The sequence below is a fragment of the Sphingomonas sp. genome (genome assembly GCF_965227385.1).
Taxonomy (GTDB): domain Bacteria; phylum Pseudomonadota; class Alphaproteobacteria; order Sphingomonadales; family Sphingomonadaceae; genus Sphingomonas.
Genome location: NZ_OZ245750.1, coordinates 2483433 through 2502144, shown reverse-complemented (window position 1 = coordinate 2502144; position 18712 = coordinate 2483433). Strand labels below are relative to the sequence as shown.

34 protein-coding genes are annotated in these 18712 nt (G+C 65.8%); 21 read left to right on the top strand and 13 right to left on the bottom strand.

Translation table 11 applies throughout. The features are described from left to right. Position 1: 1 nt before the first annotated feature. The 5 genes from ACO05N_RS12195 to ACO05N_RS12175 form a co-directional block, all read right to left on the bottom strand. On the bottom strand, positions 2–406 hold the full coding sequence (locus tag ACO05N_RS12195) for a hypothetical protein (protein WP_422057356.1): 405 nt from the start codon (positions 404–406) through the stop codon (positions 2–4). Continuing rightward, on the bottom strand, positions 403–657 hold the full coding sequence (locus tag ACO05N_RS12190) for a hypothetical protein (RefSeq protein WP_422057355.1): 255 nt from the start codon (positions 655–657) through the stop codon (positions 403–405). The genes ACO05N_RS12195 and ACO05N_RS12190 overlap by 4 nt, the downstream gene beginning before the upstream one ends. Next, positions 654–1037 carry a hypothetical protein gene (locus ACO05N_RS12185; protein ID WP_422057354.1) on the bottom strand — a complete coding sequence of 128 codons (384 nt, stop codon included), beginning with the start codon at positions 1035–1037 and terminating at the stop codon, positions 654–656. Before ACO05N_RS12185 ends, ACO05N_RS12190 begins: the two co-directional genes overlap by 4 nt. Before the next feature lie 107 nt (positions 1038–1144). Next, positions 1145–1513 (bottom strand): HIRAN domain-containing protein, encoded by a 369-nt coding sequence (locus ACO05N_RS12180; RefSeq protein ID WP_422058743.1) that lies wholly within the window; start codon positions 1511–1513, stop codon positions 1145–1147. Between the two features lie 30 nt (positions 1514–1543). After that, positions 1544–2206 carry a S24 family peptidase gene (locus ACO05N_RS12175; protein ID WP_422057353.1) on the bottom strand — a complete coding sequence of 221 codons (663 nt, stop codon included), beginning with the start codon at positions 2204–2206 and terminating at the stop codon, positions 1544–1546. A gap of 93 nt (positions 2207–2299) precedes the next feature. Here ACO05N_RS12175 and ACO05N_RS12170 point away from each other — a divergent pair, with 93 nt between their 5' ends. The 19 genes from ACO05N_RS12170 (at position 2300) to ACO05N_RS12080 (ending at position 12336) form a co-directional block, all read left to right on the top strand. Further along, on the top strand, positions 2300–2542 hold the full coding sequence (locus ACO05N_RS12170) for a hypothetical protein (protein ID WP_422057352.1): 243 nt from the start codon (positions 2300–2302) through the stop codon (positions 2540–2542). Between the two features lie 250 nt (positions 2543–2792). Continuing rightward, positions 2793–3275 (top strand): hypothetical protein, encoded by a 483-nt coding sequence (locus ACO05N_RS12165; protein WP_422057351.1) that lies wholly within the window; start codon positions 2793–2795, stop codon positions 3273–3275. Between the two features lie 29 nt (positions 3276–3304). Continuing rightward, positions 3305–4015 (top strand): hypothetical protein, encoded by a 711-nt coding sequence (locus tag ACO05N_RS12160; protein WP_422057350.1) that lies wholly within the window; start codon positions 3305–3307, stop codon positions 4013–4015. Beyond that, positions 4012–4440 carry a hypothetical protein gene (locus ACO05N_RS12155; protein WP_422057349.1) on the top strand — a complete coding sequence of 143 codons (429 nt, stop codon included), beginning with the start codon at positions 4012–4014 and terminating at the stop codon, positions 4438–4440. The genes ACO05N_RS12160 and ACO05N_RS12155 overlap by 4 nt, the downstream gene beginning before the upstream one ends. Positions 4441–4591: 151 nt before the next feature. After that, positions 4592–4921, top strand: coding sequence for a hypothetical protein (locus ACO05N_RS12150; protein ID WP_422057348.1), 330 nt, complete (start codon positions 4592–4594; stop codon positions 4919–4921). Then, positions 4921–5160 carry a DUF7681 family protein gene (locus tag ACO05N_RS12145; RefSeq protein WP_422057347.1) on the top strand — a complete coding sequence of 80 codons (240 nt, stop codon included), beginning with the start codon at positions 4921–4923 and terminating at the stop codon, positions 5158–5160. The genes ACO05N_RS12150 and ACO05N_RS12145 overlap by 1 nt, the downstream gene beginning before the upstream one ends. After that, entirely contained in the window at positions 5160–5699 is a 540-nt protein-coding gene (locus tag ACO05N_RS12140) for a hypothetical protein (RefSeq protein WP_422057346.1), read from the top strand. The genes ACO05N_RS12145 and ACO05N_RS12140 overlap by 1 nt, the downstream gene beginning before the upstream one ends. Next, complete coding sequence (locus tag ACO05N_RS12135; protein WP_422057345.1) at positions 5696–6487, top strand: hypothetical protein; 792 nt, start codon at positions 5696–5698, stop codon at positions 6485–6487. Before ACO05N_RS12140 ends, ACO05N_RS12135 begins: the two co-directional genes overlap by 4 nt. After that, complete coding sequence (locus ACO05N_RS12130) at positions 6484–6678, top strand: hypothetical protein (protein WP_422057344.1); 195 nt, start codon at positions 6484–6486, stop codon at positions 6676–6678. Before ACO05N_RS12135 ends, ACO05N_RS12130 begins: the two co-directional genes overlap by 4 nt. Beyond that, complete coding sequence (locus ACO05N_RS12125; RefSeq protein ID WP_422057343.1) at positions 6669–8123, top strand: replicative DNA helicase; 1455 nt, start codon at positions 6669–6671, stop codon at positions 8121–8123. The genes ACO05N_RS12130 and ACO05N_RS12125 overlap by 10 nt, the downstream gene beginning before the upstream one ends. Further along, positions 8120–8323, top strand: a complete 204-nt coding sequence (locus tag ACO05N_RS12120; protein ID WP_422057342.1) for a hypothetical protein — start codon at positions 8120–8122, stop codon at positions 8321–8323. The genes ACO05N_RS12125 and ACO05N_RS12120 overlap by 4 nt, the downstream gene beginning before the upstream one ends. 55 nt (positions 8324–8378) lie before the next feature. Continuing rightward, the gene (locus tag ACO05N_RS12115; protein ID WP_422057341.1) at positions 8379–9416 is read left to right on the top strand and encodes a hypothetical protein; all 1038 of its coding nucleotides are present in this window, start codon (positions 8379–8381) and stop codon (positions 9414–9416) included. Beyond that, positions 9416–9631, top strand: a complete 216-nt coding sequence (locus tag ACO05N_RS12110) for a hypothetical protein (protein ID WP_422057340.1) — start codon at positions 9416–9418, stop codon at positions 9629–9631. The genes ACO05N_RS12115 and ACO05N_RS12110 overlap by 1 nt, the downstream gene beginning before the upstream one ends. Continuing rightward, a complete protein-coding gene (locus ACO05N_RS12105) occupies positions 9628–10284 on the top strand; it encodes a hypothetical protein (RefSeq protein WP_422057339.1) in 657 nt (218 codons plus the stop codon). Before ACO05N_RS12110 ends, ACO05N_RS12105 begins: the two co-directional genes overlap by 4 nt. Positions 10285–10351: 67 nt before the next feature. Further along, a complete protein-coding gene (locus ACO05N_RS12100; protein ID WP_422057338.1) occupies positions 10352–10597 on the top strand; it encodes a hypothetical protein in 246 nt (81 codons plus the stop codon). Positions 10598–10650: 53 nt separating this feature from the next. After that, positions 10651–11424 carry a hypothetical protein gene (locus ACO05N_RS12095; RefSeq protein WP_422057337.1) on the top strand — a complete coding sequence of 258 codons (774 nt, stop codon included), beginning with the start codon at positions 10651–10653 and terminating at the stop codon, positions 11422–11424. Next, positions 11421–11678: a hypothetical protein gene (locus tag ACO05N_RS12090; protein WP_422057336.1), complete on the top strand. Its 258-nt coding sequence runs from the start codon at positions 11421–11423 to the stop codon at positions 11676–11678. Before ACO05N_RS12095 ends, ACO05N_RS12090 begins: the two co-directional genes overlap by 4 nt. Continuing rightward, on the top strand, positions 11675–11905 hold the full coding sequence (locus ACO05N_RS12085) for a hypothetical protein (RefSeq protein ID WP_422057335.1): 231 nt from the start codon (positions 11675–11677) through the stop codon (positions 11903–11905). The genes ACO05N_RS12090 and ACO05N_RS12085 overlap by 4 nt, the downstream gene beginning before the upstream one ends. Then, positions 11902–12336 (top strand): YkgJ family cysteine cluster protein, encoded by a 435-nt coding sequence (locus ACO05N_RS12080; protein ID WP_422057334.1) that lies wholly within the window; start codon positions 11902–11904, stop codon positions 12334–12336. The genes ACO05N_RS12085 and ACO05N_RS12080 overlap by 4 nt, the downstream gene beginning before the upstream one ends. On the opposite strand, the gene ACO05N_RS12075 is transcribed toward ACO05N_RS12080, so the two are convergent. From ACO05N_RS12075 to ACO05N_RS12045, 7 genes are all read right to left on the bottom strand, one after another. Beyond that, positions 12262–12456, bottom strand: coding sequence for a hypothetical protein (locus ACO05N_RS12075; protein ID WP_422058786.1), 195 nt, complete (start codon positions 12454–12456; stop codon positions 12262–12264). The genes ACO05N_RS12080 and ACO05N_RS12075 overlap by 75 nt on opposite strands. Further along, on the bottom strand, positions 12453–13331 hold the full coding sequence (locus tag ACO05N_RS12070; protein WP_422057333.1) for a ParB/RepB/Spo0J family partition protein: 879 nt from the start codon (positions 13329–13331) through the stop codon (positions 12453–12455). Before ACO05N_RS12070 ends, ACO05N_RS12075 begins: the two co-directional genes overlap by 4 nt. After that, on the bottom strand, positions 13331–13498 hold the full coding sequence (locus tag ACO05N_RS12065) for a hypothetical protein (RefSeq protein WP_422057332.1): 168 nt from the start codon (positions 13496–13498) through the stop codon (positions 13331–13333). The genes ACO05N_RS12070 and ACO05N_RS12065 overlap by 1 nt, the downstream gene beginning before the upstream one ends. A gap of 76 nt (positions 13499–13574) precedes the next feature. Beyond that, a complete protein-coding gene (locus tag ACO05N_RS12060) occupies positions 13575–13760 on the bottom strand; it encodes a hypothetical protein (protein ID WP_422057331.1) in 186 nt (61 codons plus the stop codon). A 36-nt stretch (positions 13761–13796) separates the two neighbouring features. Next, on the bottom strand, positions 13797–15338 hold the full coding sequence (locus ACO05N_RS12055) for a DUF4942 domain-containing protein (RefSeq protein WP_422057330.1): 1542 nt from the start codon (positions 15336–15338) through the stop codon (positions 13797–13799). Positions 15339–15474: 136 nt separating this feature from the next. Then, positions 15475–15777 (bottom strand): HigA family addiction module antitoxin, encoded by a 303-nt coding sequence (locus ACO05N_RS12050; protein WP_422057329.1) that lies wholly within the window; start codon positions 15775–15777, stop codon positions 15475–15477. Between the two features lie 26 nt (positions 15778–15803). Next, positions 15804–16079: a type II toxin-antitoxin system RelE/ParE family toxin gene (locus tag ACO05N_RS12045; protein WP_422057328.1), complete on the bottom strand. Its 276-nt coding sequence runs from the start codon at positions 16077–16079 to the stop codon at positions 15804–15806. Between the two features lie 218 nt (positions 16080–16297). Between ACO05N_RS12045 and ACO05N_RS12040 the strand changes: the two genes are divergently transcribed. Together ACO05N_RS12040 and ACO05N_RS12035 are read left to right on the top strand one after the other, a co-directional pair. Next, positions 16298–16924 carry a ParB/Srx family N-terminal domain-containing protein gene (locus ACO05N_RS12040; protein ID WP_422057327.1) on the top strand — a complete coding sequence of 209 codons (627 nt, stop codon included), beginning with the start codon at positions 16298–16300 and terminating at the stop codon, positions 16922–16924. Then, positions 16869–18275 (top strand): ParB N-terminal domain-containing protein, encoded by a 1407-nt coding sequence (locus ACO05N_RS12035; RefSeq protein ID WP_422057326.1) that lies wholly within the window; start codon positions 16869–16871, stop codon positions 18273–18275. The genes ACO05N_RS12040 and ACO05N_RS12035 overlap by 56 nt, the downstream gene beginning before the upstream one ends. Here the strand turns inward: ACO05N_RS12035 and ACO05N_RS12030 are convergent. Then, positions 18236–18679 carry a hypothetical protein gene (locus ACO05N_RS12030; protein WP_422057325.1) on the bottom strand — a complete coding sequence of 148 codons (444 nt, stop codon included), beginning with the start codon at positions 18677–18679 and terminating at the stop codon, positions 18236–18238. The two genes, ACO05N_RS12035 and ACO05N_RS12030, sit on opposite strands and share 40 nt — an antisense overlap. Between the last annotated feature and the right edge of the window lie 33 nt (positions 18680–18712).

Below are 18712 nucleotides of genomic sequence, written 5' to 3'. Positions count from 1 at the left end.
TTCAAATCGTGATTGGGGCGGTCAGCAGATCGACGCGCCGGGTGGGATCAGCCTGGGGACTGTCGGGGGCGTGTTCTTCGCCCCACGCCTGGAGCGAGGTCAGGTAGCGGTACTCGCTCTCCTTGCTCGGTTCCTTGGCGCAGCTCGGCCACGCACGGAGGATGTCGAAGGGGCGACCGTTGACCTCGGCTTGCCAGCGGTGCGACCGGTCCAGCTCGGTGCCGTCGATCGGATCGAGCGGAGGGCCGAACCAGATCTTGACGCCGACGTGCATCGCACCGCTGCGCAGCTTCATTTTGTAGAAGCCCGCGACCGGGGTATCGGGGTCGATGCCCTCGTAATGGGCGAGCGGTTCCTGCCTCTCGCCGTAGATCAGCGCGTTAGCAATGGAGCGGCTGCGGCTCATGGCTGCCCGCCGCCGAACAGGTTGCGCTCCGCCATCTCGCGGCGCTCCTCCTCGGTCCAAGACGAGGGGTAGGCGTGCATCTGCACGGCGACCATCCGCTCGACCGTGTCGCCCAGCTCGTGACAGCGCTCTGCCAAGGTCATGTCGGACAAGGTCGGACCCGGGAGGGCCAGCGGATCATAGCTGGACCGGTGGCCGCTGGCGGCGCGGAAGGCGCGGGATGCGCCGACCATGACGGGATCGAGCATCATGCGCCTTTTCCCGCTGCAATGTTGATTTCGACGATCGCCTCGGCGGTGATGATGCGGACCGGGTGACCGTTGCGCACCGCCTTGTCGAACAGGGCAATCATGGGATGCGGCTGCGGCACCGCCTTCGGACCGCCGCGCCACGTCCTGACATAGCGTCGCGCCTTCATGTCATAGATGCCGCCGTGGGCGTCGCGATCGTCCTTGAACGGCTGGACGAAGCAGACGTCGAACGCCACTTCCGCCGCGTCGAGATCGTCGGTGTAGGTGATGACCTCCTTGAGGCCGACGCAGGCGCTGATCTGATAGCGACCGGTTTCGAACAGGGGCGTCATAAACACGCCGTCTGCTGGACTCGCCTGGATAACTGCGGTGCTGTGCATCGTGATCTCCACAGCCCCTGACCAAAGGGGCTATGGCGATGACAATAGCGATAATTGCGATAGTCGCAATACCAAATCGCGATTATCGCAATTTTTCCGCGATCGGGTCAGTCGTCGGGGTATATCGGGTCCGGATAAAAGTCCGGGTCGTCGGTGTGATTTTCGCGATTTTCTCGCTCTGGAAGCACCGGATCATCGCCATCGAACGCGATGCGAATCGCGGCCCCGTATTCCATCCGCTCCTGAAAGATCGCCTTGATGACCCGCCCCCTGTCGAGCATCGGCGCGATCCAGGCGGCGCGCTCGGCGGATATATAGCCCATCTGGATGCCACCGGGATTGAACACGGCGACCGCGCGCTCGTCCTTCGGGTTCTTCGGTTCTCGCCTCAGCTCGATCGGGTCACCGGGCTTGCAAAGCGCGATGGCGAAATGCCGCGTCGGTCCCCGCTTGTTCGGATAGTCGGCACCGACCACCGCCAATGAGAGCGGCCCCCGCGCCATCGGTCAGAGTTCGCGCGCGAGCCTGAACACGCGCCCGAAGATGCGCAGATCCTCCGCATCGATTTCCTGATCGGGCACCGCTGGATTGTCGGAGATCACGAGCACGCGCTGGGGACCGATCGCCCGCAACCGCTTGATAGCCCCTGCCCCATACATTGAGATCGCCCACACCCGGTCATTGAGATTGAGCATGGTGGAGGTCGTGTCGATCATGACCTCGTCGCTGCTCTGGAGCGTCGGAAACATGCTGTCCCCGATACCGCGCGCCAACCGGATACGATGCGGCGGCGTCCTGGTGATCGCGCGGAGATAGCCGAGGTCGAACTTGACCGGCTCCTCCTCGATATAGTCGTCAATGTTGGTGCCATCACCCATCGCGAGTGAAAGGTCGAGCCGGATCAGCTCGACCACATCATCCGCGCCAGACCCGCCTATCGCGGGGAGCACCTCAGCCGGCCGCACGTCGCTGCGGCGGTGGTTCCGCTCCGCTTGTTCGACCCAAGCCAGCGCAAGGGCGCGTTCTTCACCACGCCACTGCCTGATGCCCCTGCGGATCTTGGACAGCTTGTCGGCGCTGAGATCGATGCCGACCGCCAATTCCTTCTGGTCGATCTTCAACCGATCCAAGCGCAGGAATATCTCGTCGAGGGGTCCGGAGTTGGCCATCCGTCCATAGGACCGAACGTGACGATAATCGCAATCGCGATTATCGCTATTTGTCGCTTGCGATTCCATCGCGATTATCGCATTTAACATCGCATGCCGACCGCAATCGACACGCTATTCGACGCCCTCGGGGGCACAAGCGAGGTGTCTCGCATCACCAAGACCGCCTACTCGACGGTCCGGAGCATGAGGTCGAACGGGATCACCGAATCCCGTCTCGACCACATCGTTCTGGCCGCGCGGGCGCGCAAGCCCGAGGTCGCGCATATCGACCAGCTGGCGGCGGCGGTCGTTCCAATTGACCGCAAGGCCACGGCCGAGGTCGCCGAACAGTGATCGCTCGCGCCGTCCCTTATCGGTGTGCGAGCTGCAACGCCCCGAAGTGCGACTGCGATTTCAGCGCGTGGTTGCTGCCGCGCCGTGCGCCAGCCGCGCGCAGGGACCGCGTGGTTCGCCCGTTGGGCTCGCCCTGCTCGCCGGTCGCCCTCCCGCCGCGTGACCGCCGCGACGACCGCGCCCATGGGCACGGCCTTCAAACGGTCAGCTCTGTCGGCTCGAGGCTTCGTCATGATGGAGACCATGCGCGATGAGCGCACCGCACATCCACGGCCCGCGCCGAACATTTTCCGCGTCATCCGCGGTTGAGACCCAGGCGGACTCGCTCCGCCGGATCAAGACCGACGATGGGCTGACTTATAAGGATCTGGGTCGCTACCTCGGCGGCAAGTCCGAAGATCGCGCCGCCGCTTATGCTCCGCCGAAGGACAGCGAGCGCGCGATCGCCGCGATGGACATGCTGACCTTCCTCGCCGCTTGCGAGACCTGGCGCGGCCGCTTCGCCGACCCCCTGCTTGCGCTCGTCGGCGGCCGCTGGGCGGATGCCGGTTCGGTCTGCACCGGCGACCCCGGCGCGCTGACCCTCGCAACGCTGCTGCCCGCGATCATCGAGATCGAGAAGGACGGCATCACCTCCGCCGACGAGCTGGCTCCACACGAGGCTCTGATCCGGCGCGTCCACGCACTCACCACCGTCTGGCTCGAGATGATCGCCCAGGAGAGCGCTCGATGAAGCAGCACACCAGCTTGAACCGCTCGCGCATGTTGGATTGGCTCCGCGATCTCGAAGAGCGGGACGAGCCAGCCCCGACCGACAGCGAAATCGCGGAGCGCTTCGGGTTCGATAGCCCCGAGGCGGCGCGGACGCTGCTGGCCGACCTCGCCGATCGAGCCGAAATCGTAATCAAAGGCACCGGGGCGGAACGCACGATCAAGTTCGGTCGCACCCGCACGAGCTACGCCCATACGACCGTGGTGCCGGCCCCGGCGGTGCGGCGACCGACGACTTCGACCGACGATGGCGTCCAGCGCATCCTGGAAATCGTGAAGCGCGGCAAACAGAAAAAGCTTGAGCCGGTCGCGAAGCCGCCCGTCGAACGTCCGACGCCGACACCCCGGACGGAAGCGCGTACCGCTACGGTCCCGCCCCCCGCGCCGGTTTCGCCCGCGCCTTCTGGACCCACCCGCCAAGCTGCGTTCCGCATCACTGCCGCCGAGCACGCCCAGCTGTCGGCCCGTGCCGAAGCTGAGGATTCGTCGGTATCGGCGGTCTGCCAGCAGATCGTGCGGTCGGTTCTGGCCGGGCAGGATCCGACGCCAGAGGTGCGCCTCGAACGCAAGCCCGTGATCCGCGCGGCAATGGTCACCGCCGCGCAGGAAGCCGGCATCCCGCTCGACGCTTTCGTCCGCCTCCTCATCGAGCGCGGGTTCGAGAGCTTCATGGCCTCGCGACCGGAGGCGGAAGCGGCATGAGCTTGGTCGACGAGGTCGGGTACTTCCTCGCCCGGACCCGCATGGATGAACGGGAATTCGGTCGTCGCGCCGTCGACGACGCCGAGCAGGTCGAGAATATGCGCCGCGGCGTCCCGGTCACCGCCGGGCGCGCGCTGCGGCTCCGCCAGTTCATCGCCTCGTATCAGCCCACGGATGAGGCTGAGGCCGATGCGTCCGCACCTGCCCCCGCTATCGCGGCCGTGTCGCCGAGCGAGGATCGCGAGGAGCGCTTGGCGCGGAACGTCGCCCTTTCGGCGGCGGAACAGGGTTGCCAGCTGCTCCAATTCAAGATCCTGAAGCTCTACGAGGCGGTCGCTCGCCGCGACGGCCTGACCGTGGTCGAGGCCTGTATCCTGCTCAACTACGGGCCGGACCGATTCCAGACCTGGAGGGCGCGCCAGTGAGCGCCGCCCTCGCATCCGATCCCCGTCCGTCGCCGCGGACGAAACCCCGAGACTGGCGCTGCCGTGTTGCTGGCGCCGGTGGGATGGCGCGTCCCCTACGCGCATGCCGGCAAGTCTCGGGACGGCGGAACCACCTGACCAGGAGAATGTGATGGGACAAGGAACCCCTCCCCCGGATCATAACGATCCGGAACAGATCAGCTTGATCCGGGAATGCACCGACAAGATCATTTCGCTCGAAAAGCAGCGGGCGTCGATCAACGCGGACATCTCGGCCGAGCGCAAGCGCATCAAGGCGTCGAACATCGACATGGATGCATGGCGCGCGGCGAAACGCCGTCGCGAGATGGACCCGGACGTTCGCGCCGAGTTCGATCGCAGCCAGACGCTGTGCAACAAGGCGCTCGGTGTGCCTGTCCAGGCGGACCTGTTCGCCAACGACAGCGAAGCCGCGCCCGGCGAAATTCCGGACGCAGCATAATGAGCGCCCCTGAACAGCAGGTCGCCTCAGAAGGCGATAGCCGCACGTTCAACAACGCCGTGCGGCACCAGTACCGCGTCCTCAGCGATGAGGAGAAGGCGCAGATGGTCCGCATCAAGGATCTCGGTGCCGAGTTCCTCACCGCGATCGACGGTCTCGGCGCGAGCCGGGAATATTCGCTCGCGAAGACCAAGGTCGAGGAAGCGGTGATGTGGGCGGTCAAGGGGCTGACCGCCTGATGCGCTACGCTGCCTTCGACATCAGCTCGAAGACTGGCTGGGGGGTGTGGGATGGCCACGCCCCCCAGCCTCAGCTGGGCGTGAAACCTATCGTCGGCTGGGATTACGATGCCGGCTCGATGCTCGAGCTGTATCGGAAGTGGCTCGGCGACTTCCTCCGCGCGCATCGGCCGCAGCGCATCGGCATCGAGGCGATGTTCATTGCGCCGCACCTCGACGGCCCCACGATCTTCAAGCAGGTCGCGCTGGTCAGCTTCACCCAGTGGGCCGCCAAAGCCGCCGCGATTCCCTGCACGCTGATCTATTCCGCGAGCTGGCGGAAGACCTGGTACGGGTCCGCGACCGGCCGCTCCGAAGATTTCAAGATCATGGCCGAAAACCGGTGCCGCGACTTGGGCTGGCCGGCTCCCGACCACAACGCCGCTGAGGCCGCCGGCATCCTCGACCACCTCGTCACGCAGATCGGGAAGGAGACGCCGCCCTGGCGTTCCAATCACCTGTTCATGCCGGAGCCTGACCGAGTGAGGCGCCGCGCATGAGCAAGGCCTTCGCCAAGGAAACCGATCTGGTCCTCGCGTTCCGCGGATGGCTGCAGGAGCGGCGCTGGTCGACCAGCACGATACCCAACGGGGACGGCTGGACCGTATACCCGGAGACCGCGGGCTGGGATTTGCTCCTCGCCCACGACGCGCATGGCATGCAGATCGGGATCGAGGCGAAGCTGAGCCTCAACGCTAAGGTTCTGGAGCAGGCACTGCCACCGTATCGGTGGGCGGCGGAGGTCGGGCCTGACTATCGCGCGGTGCTGGTCCCCGGCGACAGCTGCCAGCACCACATGGCGAGCCTCGCCGCGCATCTCGGCGTCACCGTCATCACGATCGATGCCGAGCATGAAGAATACGAGCGGCGGCGTGGTCGATTCTGGCGGTGCACCGCCGAGCTGCCCACCGAGATCCGCGAGTATAGCGATCGCAATTGGTTCTCGTGGCTCCCGACGACGCGCGAGACTTTGCCCGAATATGTGCCCGACGTCTGCGGCGGCGACAGCGCGCCGGTCGCGCTGACACCCTGGAAGGTCAAAGCGATCAAGCTGCTGATCCTGCTGGAGCGGCGTGGGGCCGTCACCCGCCGCGACATGAAGGCTCTTGAACTGAGCCCGTCGCGATGGACCGCTCCCTATCACGGTTTCCTCGCACCAAGCCCCGACGGGTACGTCCGATACGAGCGAACCCCGGACCTCAAAGCGCAGCACCCCCGCAACTGGGCAGAGATCGAAGCCGACTTCGATCGCTGGAACCCAGACGCGCAGCCGGACCAGACCCAATGAGCGCGGCGATCGCCATCCTCCCGACCGAGCTGACTGTCGAGGCCGCATGGTTACGGCACCGCGCGCTGTGCCTGCGCCTCGCCGAATCCCCGGAGCTCGAGAACGACGCAACCTTCGTCGCTGAGCTCGATGCTGCAGCGAGCGATTGGCAGCGCGCGTACGCCGCGTGGGTGGGGGCGTCATGCCGGTGACCGCCATCCAGATGCCCGCGGGCAACGCATATCCGGATTGCCTCTACAATGTTGAGGCAGAGGCAGCGCTCCTGGGCGCTCTCATGATCTCGAACGATTGGATCGATCGAATTGCCGATCAGGTCCGACCGGAGGACTTCATGGAGCCGCTCCATGGACGGATCTATGCGGCGATCCTCAACACCGCCGCGACGGAGCAGCGCGCCAACCCGGTGCTGCTTCGTCCCATGTTCGTCGACGATCCGGCCATGATCCAATTGGGCGGCCCGGCATATCTCGCCCAGCTGACTGGCTCGGGCGCAGCGCTCATCGGTGTGCGCCAGTTCGCGGCCCAGATCGCAGATATGGCGAAGCGGCGGCGGGTCTATGACGCCCTGCAAGAGACCATCGTGTCGATGCAGAAAGCGGACAACCTCGATGTCGCAGTCGAGGCGTTGGCGGAAACCGTCGACTCGGCGCTGACCGCCGCGATGGCGAAGCACGGCGTCACCCAAGGCAGGTCCATTGCGGCCGCGATGGATGCCACCTTAGGCAGGATCGACGACGAAGCTTCCGGGATCGCCGTCCCTGGGGTGAAGCTCGATGGCTTCGCGGACTGGAACTACCTCACCGGCAACATGCGGTACGGCGAGGTCATCATCCTCGGCGGCCGGCCCGGCATGGGCAAGACCGCCACCGCGCTTTCGGCGTGGTTGGCCACCGGGCGCGCCGGCAAGGGCGGCCTCTACATCAGCCTGGAGATGTCCGAGGACGAGCTGATGCGGCGCGCGATCGCCGACCTCGTCTTCGAATACGGGCAGAACCCGACCTACGACCAGATCCGCTCCGCGCGTCTCTCCCCCCATGACCGCCAGCGCATCCAGTCCGCGCGCGAGATGATCGAGAGCTGGCCGCTACAGCTGACCGATCCGGCGACGCTCAAGATCGGTCGTCTTGCCTCCCTGATCCGGCGGTACCAGCGCAGCTTCGCGGCGAAGGGCCAGACCCTCGACGTCGTGTTCATCGACTATCTCGGCCTCATCAAGCCCGATCGCGAGACCGGGAGCCGGTACAACGACGTCGGCGCCATCAGCCGCGCGATCAAGGAGGTCGCGAAGGCCTGCGGCGTCTGCATCGTCGTGCTCGCCCAGCTGAGCCGCAAATGCGAGGAGCGCGAGGACAAGCGCCCGCTGCTGTCTGATCTCCGCGACGCCGGCGATATCGAGCAGGACGCCGACATCGTCATGTTCGTCTACCGCGACGAATACTATCTGCAGGCTGCCGAGCCGAAGGTAGACGACAAGCGCCGTGCCGATTGGGAACTCGCGCTCCAGGCGGCACGCGATCACGTCGAGCTCTACACCGCGAAGCGCCGCGGCGGTGCTCTGGGTCGCCGCAACTGCTTCTTCTTCGGCGCCCATCAGGCGGTCCGCGACCACACCTTCTTCCAGGACACCCGGCTGTGAGCGGGCGGGCGGGCAATCCCTTCCCGACCGGGCTCAACTTCGGCGGTCCCGCAGCGGAGCGGCTGGAGCGCGCGCTGGCTCAGGTCGCGCGCGAGAATGCGCGCCGCGTCCCCTGCCCTGCACCGGGCTGCACGCTGACTGTCCTGCCCGAGAACCTCCGGCACCACCTCGACACCGTTCACGGGGAAGACGATGACTGACCACCTACCCGCCCCGCTGACCCCGGCGAACTGCGACCTCAGCGACTTCCCTCGCATGATGATCGATATCCCGCGTCTTAGACAGTCCGGGTTCGATGCGATCATTGACGACAGCGCCTGGCGCGCCGGGCTCAACCTCTGGATGTCGGCATGGCATTCGGTCCCGGCCGGATCGCTCGACGCCGACGACGCCGCCTTAACCAAGGCGGCCGGGCTGGGCCGCGACCTCCGTACCTGGGCGGCGGTCCGCGACAACGCGCTGCGCGGGTTCGTGCTGTGCTCGGATGGACGCTTCTACCACGAGACGGTCTGCGAGGTCGCATTGGAGGCGTGGATCGAGAAGCTGATCCAGCGCCTCGCCAGCGGTGCGGGCAATGCCAAGCGCTGGAAGGCCGAGTTCGACCCCGCACCGCTCGAAGCCGACCTTTTCCGCGCCGGCGAGCTGCTGGCCGCGCTCAATCCGGACTCGAAGGTTCTGGTGAAGGCGCGTCGCCGATCATCCCAGTCGGATGAAAATTCTATCCCACCGGGACGCGGCACCGATCCGACCGGATCAAATGCGCGATCCGACCGCGATCCAACCGGACAGGAAAGCCGATCCGACCGGACAGCGCCTCCCCGGGGAGAATCGTCCCAAGAGAAGGGAAGGGAAGGGAATAGTAATAACCCCCCTACCCCCCAGCCTGATGCCGATCCTCGTCTCGCCCGTTTGATGAAGGCCGGGGGGTTTATCACCGTGCCCAGCGATTGGCGTCCGGTCCTCGACAGCTGGCTCGCTCGCGGTGCCGACTTCGAGACCGACATCATCCCGGTCTTGGAGCAGGCCGGGCCGCGTCTCCGCGAGCGCACCAACCGGGCGCCGTACAAGCTGAAGGTTTTCGAGCCCGATCTGGCCCAGCACATCGCCACGGTCCGGGGCGACATCGAGCGCCTCCGCGAAATTCCCGGACGCCAGGCCGAGCTCGAGCGGGCGCAGCGGGAGGCCGACGCGGCCCGCGAGAGCGAGGAGCAGGAGGCCGAACGCCAGCGCCAGATGCGCGCGTACCTCGCCGCGACCAAAGCCCCTGATACCGCCGCAGAGGGAGAGGGCTGATGGCCGCGATCCGCACCTCGCTGACCCGCATCGCCGCTCAGGCCCGTGACCCCGATCCCGAGGCCGCATGGGAGGCGGCTCGCGCGGCATGGCAGCTCCACGGCCTCGCCCTGCTCAATCCCGATGAGGTCGAGCGCAAGCTAGGCTGGGTCGCCGGGCAGGAAGCCAAGCTCATCGCCGAGAAGTGTTTCGGCAAAAGGAAGACCGAGAAATGACCGGGGGCGACGACATCCGCGCGCTGAAGAAGCGATATGGCCCCGCCATGCGCGCAGCCGAAGCCGAGGCTCGCGCCGCGCTCGAAGCGAAGTGGAGCCACAAGCAGGGTGCCCCAGAAACGCTGGAACGGATCGATCGAGTTCCGGAGCATCGGCGCCAGTCCCCTCTCTCGCGCATGGCGAAGCTGGGGAAGATCGACGCCGAGGATCTTGCGGCCGCCGAGGAGATCGCCAGCGTCGTCGAGATGATCGAGCGGTCCGTTTCGGTCCGCAGCGGGTCGCTGGAGGCTCGCGTCGATTGTTCGGGGTCAGCGCGTGACCAGCTCGTCGAATCGCTGGGCCGTATCAGGCTCGAGGTTGCCTATCGCGCCTGGCGCAACAGCATCCCCAACCCGAAGCGCCTCATCATCGACATGGTGCTGACCAACACCCCCTATGTCCGCCTCGCCAAGGAGCACGGGCTGCACTGGCGCACCGCCCGCAAGCGTCTGATCTCGGCCCTGCGGATGTGGCCCAGCTTCAAGCTGTTGGCCCGGCACACCGTCAAGCGCGACGACGTCGAGGACGCCTATGCGCGGCTCGGTGAGGGGACATTGCTGGCCCCGCGCCCGAAGGCACCCCCGCCCTCTCTCGCTGAGGAGGGTTCGGAGTGATGCCCGCTGCGATGTCCCGATCCGTCGCCAGCGCGTCGGCTCAATGTCGTCTCGGGGCTGCACGGCCATGACGCGGGATGCCTTACTGCGCGTCGCCCTGCGCGCCGCCTTGGGGATGCACCCCGATCGCCCCGGCGTCGGTCGACTCTGCCAGGAGCTGCTCGCCGAGATCACCGGCGAACCGATCACCGCCCCGACACACCCGCAGGTCCAGCTTTCCCGCCGCGGCGCACACATGATCGGCCGCGCCGGCACCAACCCTTGGGGCCGGAAGGGGAAGCCAAAATCCACCACCAGAGGAGAGGAAGCATGACGCAGCCACCCGATTTTGCCGCGATCGCCGCGCGCGCCAACGCGAATGGGATCATGGTCACCGCCGCCGGGGTGCAGGAGATCGCGGGACTGCTCGCGCCGCAAACCATGCCGCAGAGCCATGATGCGCTGCGGAAAGCGGTTGAGTATATCGAGCGCTATGGGCTGATGCCCGCTGAAAAGCGCCGCGCGGCGCGCGCCGAACTCGATGCGCTCGCGACCCTCCCCCGCATGGATGAAGGATGGGCGCAGGTCGAGCGCGAGCGTGATGACCTACTCAGCACGCTGATTTACGTCAGCACTGCGTTGCCGGTGCTGCGGACGATGTTGAGCGCGATCCACGCCGACAAGGCGGAGGAGCGAGCCGATACGATGATCCGTCTTGTGCAAGAGGCGCTAGATCGAACGGATACCGCCGCCCTCGCCACCGAAGTCCCCGCTGCTCCCCAACCCGCCGAATGGCGAGACAAGATCGCAGCGATCGTCGCCCGCGCTTATGGCGGCTCGCTCTACCCAGGGCTTGGCGTCCCCGGCGACTATCCGGTCGAGGAAGTCGATTACCGGGCGGCCGACGCCATCGGCGATTATCTCGCGATAGTTCGGCAAGCGGTACCCCCGCACTCTATCGCTGCGATCGCGGCCGCCTGGCAGCGCGTGGTCAACGCCCTGAACGATGTGCCCGGTGGGATGCACGCAGAACTGGAAGACGCCGCATCATCCTTCGACGAACTGACCGAGTCCCTGCTCGCTGGGGCACCGTCCGACGCGTCGACGAGCACCGGGTATCGCTGCCTCGACAGCCGCTCGCTGAACGGAGATGCCCGATGACCCGCCAGATCACCGCCATCTACGGCGTCGAGCCCGGCCGCGAGGGCGAATATCCGATCGCGCACGCCGTCGGTTCGGACAGTCACATCGCCGGGCGCGGCAAGGTCAAGGTCGAGTGGATCGAGCGTCGCCACGAGAATTATGGCGACCACGGTCTCGACTGGTTCGACGTTCTGTCCGCCGGCATCGTGGTCGCGTCGGTTCAGGCGCGCGCGGTCGCCGAGGTCCACTATGGCCCAGAGGTGCCGGCGTGACCGCGCCCCGCCCCAGCGAGCAGCTGCTCGACCAGTACCGACGCCACCGGTCCAACCTGCACTCGTGGCAGACCCTCTACCCCTATGCGATGGGACGGGTCGAAAGCGCCCTGACTGCTCCCGGTCTGAGCGCACAGGGCCGGGTCAAAGAGGCACTGCTGCAGATCGCTGCGCTCGATATCGTCAGCGCGGAGCCGCTGCCCGAGCCTGAAAGCGAACCGGCATGAACCGCGGCGGCCTCTGCGACGTCTGCATCGATCCCGGCCACTGTTGCCGCGACCTCCCGCTGCGCGGTGGCCCCACGGGGCCGCATGGCGAGCGAGTCGACCAGCCGATGTCATTCGAGCGCGCCGAGCACATGGCTATGCGTGCCGGCCTGCCCTTTCGCCCGATCTATCGGGACGAGGAAGGGTTGTGGCGCTGGACCTGCACCGCGCTCGACCAGCGCACCGGGCGTTGCACGATCTATGAGACCAGACCGCAAGTCTGCCAGATCTACGACCCCGGCACTGACCCGCTCTGCGTTCACCACGTCCCGCGCGATGCCGATTCAGGTGAGCAGCCGCATAGCGCAGCATCGACTTCAGAGCAGCGGGGCGCAGCGCAGCCCCAACTCGAGCCGTCGCTCGACGATCTCGTAGAACCGTCGGTTCGGTAGCTGGACGGGCCAAGCCTCGGAGACCACGCCCAACCGGGTCATGTCTTCGAGCTTGGCGTCCTCCTCCGGCGTCCACGGGAGCGGGGTCGGCCGCTGCTTCCATGCCTTCGGTTCCCTCACGCCGCCAGCTCCGCTTGCACCGCCGCGACCCTGAATGCGGCCTCCATCCGATGCAGGTCCTTCTGCATCACCGCAAGGATTTCGGCGATCGTCGCGGCCCGGCCGGGATCGACCTTCCGCACCGCGGTCACCACGTTGTCATCGATGCCGGCGCGGAGGAACGCCGCGATGTTGTCGAGCCGTGCCTCGAATCCGCGCGCGGCGCTGATCTCTGCGACCGTTGGCGGCGGCGGTGTCTCGGCATCCCCGAACATTGAGGTCTGCGCCTCGGCCTCGGCGATCGCCTGGGCGATATCGCGAAGGGCCGTGACGGTCCGGCACCGCCCCGCATTGATCTGGCGCAGCAGCTTCCCCTGCCCCGCCTCGGACAGCCCGGCGAGGTAATAGGCCTGCGTCTGATAGAGCTGGCCGCGCTCGAGCAGGTGCTGGCATTCCTCGGTGAGATTGAGCAACCGGAGCCGCTCCGTGATCCGCACCAGCGGCTTGCCCAGCTTCACCGCCAGCGCCTCCGGCGTGTACTCGAACTCCGCGATCATGCGCTGATAGGACCGCGCCTGCTCCATCAGCGTGACGTCGACTCGCTGGTCGTTCTCGATGATGGCGTCGATCGCGAGCTGTGCGTCATCCACCTTCGCGAGGTTGCATGCGATATCTGCCGCGCCGCCCTGCTCGGCGAGCAGCTGGCAGGCGCGGAACCGGCGCTCGCCGGCGACGATCATGTAGCGCCCGTCCTTCTCCTTGCGGACCGTGATGGGCTGCAGCAGCCCGTTCTCGCGGATCGACGCCGCGAGGTGCCGCAGCTCCTCCTCGTCGAAGATCTTGCGGGGCTGATCGGGGTTACCGAAGATGCGGTCGAGGGCAATGCGCTTCGTCATCACAGCACCTCCGCGCCGACGCGCTCAACGATCGCATCTGCGATCTCGGGGCCGAAGTTCTCAACGATCCATGCGCTCAGGCTATCATCGCGGTCGCGCGCGCAGCATTCGCTGGGAAGATCGTCCACCTGGTCAAAGAACTGGTGGATGCCGTGGTCAATCATCATGGGTTCGGACTCCTTGGTAGGGAGCCCGAACTCTATGACACCGGCGACCGGGGTAAAGCACAATCGCCACTCTAAGTTACTGCTTCTGCACCTTTTTCTTGCGCGGTGCGCGCTTCCTTTTCGGGGGTAATGACGGCTTCGGTTCATTCCAGCCGAACCGCTCGAAATCGCGATCGGCGAGCCTTCCGACATCGGCGATCTGCTCATCGACCTTGTCTTTGGGCAGCGGGAAATCAGATGTGGGCGGGGGTTCCTTGGACATCAGGGTTGCTCCGTTGGTAGGGAATGGTCGCGGGCATCACCGGTAGTTCCTGACGTCCAGGATCACGGTGTTGACGTTCGTGCCTGCGAGGGCGAACGACTTCTCGGGCAGGTCAATCCAACGGGCATTGCCGCGGCCCAGCCGAGCGAGTTCATCATGCAGCGCCTTGTGGCGAGCATCGGTTGCGTGTTCCGCCCTGGCGGACATCACCGCGATGAGCCGGCCTCCGGGCTTGAGGAATTTGAGCGCGTGGCGGACATGGTCGCAGTCGCGGCCACGATCGAAGGGCGGGTTCATGATGACGAAATCGAACAGCCCTCCGAGTTCGTTGGGCTGCATCGCGAGGAAGTCGCCCTCGCGCGTCCGGTAACCGCTGGTCCGCAGCAGCGCGGCCAGGTGCGGCTGGATCTCGACACAGGTGACATCGTGGCCCTTGGCCCGCGCGGCCGCCGCGAGCGCGCCGGTTCCCGCGCTTGGTTCGAGGACGCGGCTCGGGCGCCAATCGTCCCACGCGCGCGCCGCACAATCGGCTCGGCCCTGTAGCTCCGCTCGCGCCATGACCTGCGCCACCACCGGCTCCGGGGACGGGAAGAACCCGTAATGCTTCGCCGGGGTCGAATGGTAGAGCGGTCCGGCATCATAGCCCGGGGCGCTCTCATCGACATCACCCTCGACGGGGCGGTAGTATTCGAGGAGCAGCTCGTTGACCTTGGCGAGCAGGTCCTTGCGCGTGAACCAGAGGTGGATGTTGCCGTTCTTGAAGACGTCGATCTTGAAATAGTCCTCCTCGAAGCGATGCGGCCGCGCGCCGGGCGAGATCGCGATGCGCTCCGAGATCTGCTGCGCGCGGGGTAGCGGCCCCTTCCCGTCCAGCTCGCGAAAGATGCGCTCGACGTCGGCGAGGGCATCGCGCTTGCCTCGGTCGTGATACGACCAACTCGCATAGTCGATGGCCAGCGCGTTCGAGAAAATCAGGCGGTTGCCGATCGCGAAGGCGTCGTGGGAACGGAAGCGCCGGTCCATCTGCATGAACACGTTGGCGATGCCGCGCAGGTACATCTCGCGGCGGTTCGCCCAGACGGTGGAGAATGTCGCGTTCGCGTTCTCCACTGTGAACGCCGGCGGCGTGTCGCGGATGCTCTCGTGGAACTCGGCCCGCGCCTGGCTGTCGAGCAAAGTGTCGAACCCGAGATGATCCATCAGGTGTGACCAGCACCGGCGATCGATCGAGGCGGTCAAGACCTTCTCGAATTCGTCGCGGGCATCATAGGTGACTTGGCGACGCTGCCCCTGATCCCATCGCTGCCCCTGCCCTGCGGTCAAGAATGCCCGCGTGAAGGAGTTGTCGGAGTAGCGATCATCCTGCGGGATCGAGAGCGAGAGGTTGCCCGCGATACAGGTCGCCCCAGCCGCCGCAGTCGTAGCGTGAAAGCTGTCATAGGCTTCGAGCCACATCGCGATCGCGCGGTCGCGCCCGTCGGTGAAGTCCTTGATGTTGGCGAGGGTCGCCAGCGCCTGATCGGGCGGGACCGCTGAATCGGGGTCGGGAGGCGTGATGCCCCCTGTGACGTAGTTCATCGGTAGCTCCTTGGTAGGGAAAGAAATTTGTGATCTGGCAGTCTTGCGCGGTGCTTAGCGCGCGGGCATCAGGCGCAGGTTCCTTGGTAGGGAACCTTCCGGCCGGGGAGTGACCGCTCCTCGGCCGGTCGTATCTCTAAGCGGCCTCCATCGTCGGAATTCGCTCCAGCTCCTCCCGCATCGTTTCGCTCTGAATGGCGAGGTCGTACCTGAGCTGGAGCCGCCCCCAGATCTCGGCACCGTTGCCGCACAGCTTGCCGAGCCGCAGCGCCATCTGCGGCGTCACGTCCTGGCGCTCCGCCAGCAGCTCGTACAGCGTGTGCCGCGAGACGCCGAGCGCCCGCGCGATCGCCGCCTTCTTCCCGCCCAGCGCGGGGAGGACATCCTCCCGCAAAAGCTCTCCGGGGTGCATGGGCCTCAGGCCCGTAGTCATCGTCATAAAACCTGACCCTCCATGGTCGCAGTTCAGTGGTAATCCTCCAGATCGACCGCCGCAGCATCCTGCCCGTCGAAGGCGAATGTGACGCGGTAGTTCGCGCTGGCATCGACGGCATACCGCTTGGGTTTGCCCTTGAGTCCGTGGAACCGCCAGCCCGGGACGTTCATCGCTTCCGGCGTCGTCGCTTCATCGAGGGTGATGAGCTGGCGACGGACGCGATCGTGGTTCTCGACGGGGAGCTTCGAGGCGTCCCCCTTCTCGAAGAAGACCTTGAGGGCTTTGCTGCGGAACGACTTGATCATGGGAAGAATGTAAGCGCGCGCCTTACACAAGTCAATAAAAATGTAGGGTAACACATAACACTATTTGAAATCGCAATTTTCGCGATTGACAGTGCCACGAACTTCGATGGATATAGCCATCACGGAAAGTTCCCAAACGCGGAACGGTTCACCCCCAAATTTGCCCCATTCGACCCGCCTTTTCGCGGGCCGGTGCCGCGCGTCGCGAGGAAATCCCTGTGTCGAGTAAATCGGATACGGCTCTTTGGCCGGCCGCCGCCGTGGAACTGCGCGACGTCGCCGCCCTGCTGCCCTATGCGCGCAACGCCCGCATCCACAGCGAGGCGCAGGTCGCCCAGCTCGCCGCCGCGATCCGCGAATGGGGATGGACCGTCCCTGTCCTGATCGACGAGGACGGGATGCTCCTCGCCGGCCATGGCCGCGTCATGGCCGCGCGTCTGCTCGATCTCGCCCAGGTGCCGGTCATGGTGGCGCGCGGCTGGGACGAGGCGAAGAAGCGGGCGTACATCATCGCCGACAACAAGCTGGCCGAGAACGCCTCGTGGGATGAGGGTCTGCTCCGCGTCGAGCTCGAATCGCTCCTGGGCGACGACTTCGCGGTCGCGCTGACAGGCTTCGGCGTCGACGAGATGGTCGGGCTTGAGCAGGCTGGCGAGATGCCCGACGAGCTGGAACCGCTCCAGCAGCCGAATGGCGGCGACAGCAAGACGCTGCAGCTGACCTTCGGGAACAAGAAGGTTCCGCTCACCGACGACGAGGCGGCATGGCTCGAAGCCCGGCTTCAGGCCCATGTCGACGAATTCGGGATCAGCAACGGCTTCGTCGAGCGATCGCTCCGTGTTTGACCCCAGCTTCCCGATCGACCAGCTTCGCCCGGCCGATTACAACCCGCGCGCAATCAGCGACGCCTCGTTGGCAGCGCTGGCCGACAGCCTCCGCACCCTCGGCATCGTTAAACCCGTGGTCGCGCTGCGCGACGGCCTGATCGTCGCCGGCCACCAACGCACCCGCGCCGCCAAGATGGCGGGCTTCACCCACACGCCGGTCTGCTTCCTGTCGAAGAAGCCGAACCCGCAGGACGAAATTCGCTTCAACCAGCTGCACAACGGCACCGATCTCGACAGCGGCGAAGAAGCCGCCTGGGTGCCGCCGGCGACCGAACCCGGCTTTGCGATGGTCGACCTGGTGTCGGGCAACCATCGCTCGATCGGCGCATCGACCCGCTCCGAGGTCGCCCGGATGCTGACAGCTTATGGGAATTGGGGCGGCTGTGTCGCCTCCATGCAGGGAGAGGTTCTGTCGAGCGCGAGCTATGCTCTCGCCGCGCATGTCATCTCCCAGAAGGTCCGCTGCTTCTACGTCCCCGATGATCAAGTCGACCGGGTGCGCGCGATCTTCGCCGAACAGTACGGACGGTACAGCTACGACCGGATCGAGCGGCGGACCTTCAACCAGACATTCGCTCAGCTCTACCGGTTGCGCGGCGGGCAAAAGGACAACTACAGCCCAACCTACGATTGGCTGCTGCGCGAGGTGCCGAAGACCGCGCGGATCTTCGATTTCGGGTGCGGCCAGGGCGATTACGTCCGGACGCTCAAGGCCCAGGGTTACGACATCCACGGTCTCGAATTCTTCCGTCGCCGCGGCGGCGCGCTGGACCTGACCGCGATCAATCGCATGATCGACACCATGCTGCTGTCGATCCGGATGCACGGCCTCTGGGATGTCGTGATCTGCGACTACGTGCTGAACAGCGTCGACACCCAGCAGGCGGAGGACGATGTCCTGGCATGCGTCAACGCCTTCCTGAAACCCGGCGGCCGAGCGTTCTTCAGCGGTCGACCGATGAAGCGGGTTCTGGGAAGCGCGCGAATGAGCCGACGCATTACCCAGCACCGCGAGGTCGAGTTCCTCGACCAGCACAACATCTCGGGCCTGTTCCGGGGCGGCGAGTGGTTCTTCCAGAAATTCCACTCGCCCGAGGATGTCCAGGCGATCGTGCGCAAGCACTTCCGCGACGACGGCGAGCACCAGTACCACGAGGGCACATCGGCCTGGCAGGCGTCAGTAGTGAAGGCGAAGCAGGCTCCGGACCAGCGCGGCGCCATCGAGCGCGAGTTCAATCTCCCCCTCCCGGGGGAGAAGCGGATCGGCCGTCACGAGGACGTGCTGGCGGTGATGGCCTCGCTCATCTGAACGGCGAACTGCCAGTTCCGACAGGTGGTGAAGGTCTTGTCCATCCCGCGATAGCCGTCGGGCAGCGGCTCGATCGGGATCTGGCGACCGTTCTCGAATCGGACGGTCAGGCCGTTGTAGGTCGGGACATCGAACGTTTCCCCAGGGACGCGCTCAGCGGCGGCGTGGAAGTTGGTCGACCAGCGCGGCGACACGCCGCAGAGGTAGACCAGATCGCCCCGCAGCTCGACCGGCTGGTTGAGCAGCATCGCGCGGCCGATCCGCCGGTCATACGGCCCGCGCAGGCAGCGGGCACAATGGACCGACAGGTCAAAGTCCTGCACCGATTTCAGCCACCAGTAACGGAACCCGCTGAGCGTTTCGCCCGGGCCTAACACTGTGACCTTCAAAGGAAATTTCGTCATGCCCGATACTCTAGTAACGGGTCGAGGGAAGTA